General features: G+C 72.2%; 4 protein-coding genes. All 4 read left to right on the top strand.

Annotated elements, in window-relative coordinates; all coding sequences use genetic code 11:
• A partial coding sequence (locus ACFV5N_RS25780) for a DUF6069 family protein (RefSeq protein WP_385604336.1) occupies positions 1 to 305 on the top strand: 305 nt, incomplete at its 5' end.
• Positions 306 to 422: 117 nt separating this feature from the next.
• Positions 423 to 1,475, top strand: a complete 1,053-nt coding sequence (locus ACFV5N_RS25775) for a Bug family tripartite tricarboxylate transporter substrate binding protein (protein ID WP_385604333.1) — start codon at positions 423 to 425, stop codon at positions 1,473 to 1,475.
• Positions 1,472 to 2,101 carry a tripartite tricarboxylate transporter TctB family protein gene (locus tag ACFV5N_RS25770; protein ID WP_385604331.1) on the top strand — a complete coding sequence of 210 codons (630 nt, stop codon included), beginning with the start codon at positions 1,472 to 1,474 and terminating at the stop codon, positions 2,099 to 2,101. The genes ACFV5N_RS25775 and ACFV5N_RS25770 overlap by 4 nt, the downstream gene beginning before the upstream one ends.
• Complete coding sequence (locus ACFV5N_RS25765) at positions 2,101 to 3,627, top strand: tripartite tricarboxylate transporter permease (protein WP_385604328.1); 1,527 nt, start codon at positions 2,101 to 2,103, stop codon at positions 3,625 to 3,627. The genes ACFV5N_RS25770 and ACFV5N_RS25765 overlap by 1 nt, the downstream gene beginning before the upstream one ends.
• The last annotated feature ends 97 nt before the right edge of the window (positions 3,628 to 3,724 follow it).

The following is a 3,724-nucleotide window of genomic DNA, read 5'->3' as shown; positions in this document are numbered from 1 at the left end:
CCAGCGACGTCACGCTGCCGATGTCCCTCGGCTTCGCCGTCCTCGCCGCGGCGGCCGGCTGGGGCCTGCTCGCCCTCCTGGAGCGCTTCACCGCCCGCGGCCTGCGGACGTGGACCATCGTGGCGCTCGTCGTCCTCCTGGCGTCCTTCATGCCGCTGTTCGGCGTCGAGTCCGACGGCGGCACCAAGGCCGCCCTCGCCCTGATGCACCTCGCCGTGGGCGCCGCCGTCATCCCCCTCTTCCGCAGGGGCACCGTCCGGAGAGCGCCTCGTTCGAACACAAAGACCAAAACCCTCACTAACTGACCTAACCCGCGAGAGCGCAGACAGCGGCTGACCCGGCAGGCAGCATGTCCGCTTACGCCGCCCCCGCGAACGGGACCGAGGGACCGCGGCGACGCGTTTGAACTGTCTGAGGTGCACATGAGCAATCCGGAACACCACCCGCGCAGCGCCGCGAGGGAGGTGTGGCAGGGCCGGCTGGGTATCCGGCGCCCGCGGCGGCCGGTGTTCGCCGGCCTGTACGGGGTCGTGGTGCTCGCCCTGGTGGCCCTGGCGGTCGTCGACGCCTCCTCGCACGCCGGGGGCGGCAGCGCCCGCACCAACCTCACGCTGATGGCCCCGGCCGCGCCGGGCGGCGGCTGGGATCTCGCGGCCCGGGAGTCGCAGCAGGCGCTGCGCTCCTCCGGCGTCGTCAACAACGTCCAGGTGGTGAACGTGCCCGGGGCGGCCGGCACCATCGGCCTGAGCCAGACGGTGGGCCGCAAGGGCGACGAGTCGCTGCTGATGGTCACCGGCACCGTCATGCTCGGCGGCATCAACGTCACCGGCTCCGAGCACACGATGGACGACGTCACCCCCATCGCCCGGCTCGCCGACGACTACCTGGTCGTCGTGGTGCCCGCCGACTCCCCGTTCGAGACGCTGGACGACCTGCTGGAGACCTGGGCGGCCAACCCCAGCGGCACGGCCGTCGGCGGCGGCTCGCTGGGCGGCACGGACCACCTGCTGGCGGGGCTGCTCATGCGCGAGGCCGGCATCGACCCCGGCAAGCTCAACTACCTGGCGTACGCGGGCGGCGGCGAGGTCACCACCGCGCTGCTCTCGCACACCGTGGACGCCGGGATCAGCGGCTACAACGACTTCTCCGACCAGATCGAGACCGGCCGCTTCCGGGCGCTCGGCCTCTCCGCCGAGCAGCCGATCGACGGCATCGACGTGCCGACCTTCGTCGACCAGGGCGTCGACCTGGCGCTGCCCAACTGGCGCGGCGTGGTGGCCGCTCCGGGGCTCACCGACGAGGAGATCGCGGAACTGCGCGCCATCGTCACCGAGATGGCGGAGTCGGAGGAGTGGGCGGACGCCGTCACCCGCAACCGCTGGAAGGACACCTTCATGGTGGGCGAGGAGTTCGAGGAGTTCCTGGCCACCGAGACCGCACGCATCGACGAGATCGTGGAGGAGCTGGGACTGTGACCACCACGACCGAGAAACCGGTGTCCGCGCCGCCCGGGGCGGACCGGCCGTCCTTCTGGAAGGGCCGCAGCGAGTTCGTCGTCGTCGCCGTGCTGCTGGCGCTCGCCGCCTTCCTGACCCACGGCACCCTCACCATGACGGTGCCGCCGACCGCCGCCTCCCCGGGGCCGCAGTTCTTCCCGTGGATCATCACGGGGCTGGCGTATCTGCTGGCGGCGGTGCTGACCTGGCAGATCATCCGCAACCCGAGCGCGCCCCCGGCGCCGCCCGGCACGGAGCAGGACCCGAACCCGGCCCTCCCGGCCGCGGCCCCCGGTGCCGCGGCGGCTGACCCCGCGCCCGGCGCCGCCGCCGCGACGGCGGAGCGGACGCACCGCACGCACACCGACTGGCGCAGCGTCGGCATCATCGTCGGCAGCTTCCTGCTGTTCACGGTGGCGCTCGAACCGGTCGGCTGGCTGCTCTCCGCGGCGCTGCTGTTCTTCGGGGTGGCGTACGCCCTGGACGGCAAGCGGCCGGTGTTCGACGTGAGCCTGTCGCTGGCCGTCTCCGCCGTGGTCCAGCTCGCGTTCTCCGCCGGGCTCGGCCTCAACCTGCCCTCCGGCATTCTGGGAGGGGTGCTCTGATGGATCAGCTCTCGCATCTGCTGGAGGGTTTCGGCGGGGCCTTCACCCCGATGAACCTGCTGTGGGTCGTCGTCGGCGCCATGCTCGGCACGGCGGTCGGCGTGCTGCCGGGCCTCGGTTCGGCGATGGCGGTGGCGCTGCTGCTGCCGGTGACCTTCAGCCTGGACCCGACCGGCGCGTTCATCATGTTCGCCGGTGTCTACTACGGCGGTCTGTTCGGTGACTCGACGACCGGCATCCTGCTCAACACGCCGGGCAACAGCTCGGCCATCGCCACCACCATCGAGGGCCACCGGATGGCCAAGGCCGGGCGGGCCCCGCAGGCGCTGGCCACCTCCGCCATCGGCGCGTTCATCGGCGGCATCATCGCCACCACCCTGGTGGTGTTCTTCGCCCCGCACCTGGCGGACCTGGCCGGTCTGTTCGGCCCCGCCGAGTACTTCGCGCTGGCCGTCTTCGCGTTCGCCGCGACCGCGACCGTCGTCGCCGACTCCGTCATCAAGGGGTCGATCTCGCTGGTCATCGGCCTCTCGCTGGCCCTGATCGGCATCGACGGCTCCTCCGGCGCCTCGCGCTTCACCCTCGACCTGCCGCCGCTGTTCGACGGCGTGTCCATCGTCGTCATCACGGTCGGTCTGCTGGCCCTGGGCGAGGTGCTGTTCGTGGCCTCCCGCATCCACCGCGACCCCCCGGCGCCGCGCGTCGCCTTCACCGGGCGGCCGTGGCTGAGCCTGGGCGACGTCAAGCTGGCCTGGCCGGCGTGGCTGCGCGGCGCGAGCTTCGGCGTACCGTTCGGGGTCATCCCGGTCGGCGGCTCCGAGGTGCCCACCTTCCTCTCCTACGCCACCGAGAAGCGGCTGGACAAGCGGCGCAAGAAGCAGATGTTCGGCAAGGGCGCCATCCAGGGCGTGGCGGGCCCGGAGGCGGCGGGCAACGCCACGGCCGGTTCGGCGATGGGCGCGCTGCTGGCGCTCGGCCTGCCGACCTCGGCGACGGCGGCCATCATGCTGGCGGCGTTCCAGCAGTACGGGATGCAGCCGGGCCCGCTGCTGTTCGAGCGCAACAGCGAGCTGGTGTGGACGCTGCTGGCCTCGCTGTTCATCGGCATGATCGTGCTGCTGATCATCAATCTGCCGTTCGCCCCGATGTGGGCCAAGCTGCTGCTGGTGCCCCGGCACTACCTGTACGCGGGCATCACGGTCTTCTGCGGGCTGGGCATCTACGCCACCTCCGCGTCGGCGTTCGACCTGCTGCTGTTGCTGGGCATCGGCCTGCTGGGCTTCATGATGCGGCGGTACGGGCTGCCGCTGGCGCCGGTGCTGATCGCGGTGATCCTCGGCCCGCTGGCCGAGACGGAGCTGCGGCGGGCGCTGGCGGTGAGCGAGGGCGATGTGACGGTGCTGTTCGACAGCGGGATCGCGGTGGCGCTCTACACGCTGCTGGCGGGCGCCATCGTCCTCACGGCGGTGAACCGGGTCCGCGCCGCACGCCGGCGCCGGGCGGCGGAGCGCGAGCTGGTCGCCTGACGCCTCACGCGACAGCCGCCCGCACCCTGGGGGTGCGGGCGGCTGCGCGTGGGGGGTACGGAACGTCAGTCGATGACGCAGACGCGGTGTCTTATAC

This window comes from Streptomyces sp. NPDC059853, assembly GCF_042731495.1.
GTDB lineage: Bacteria > Actinomycetota > Actinomycetes > Streptomycetales > Streptomycetaceae > Streptomyces.
This window is presented reverse-complemented; position numbering and strand designations above follow the sequence as displayed.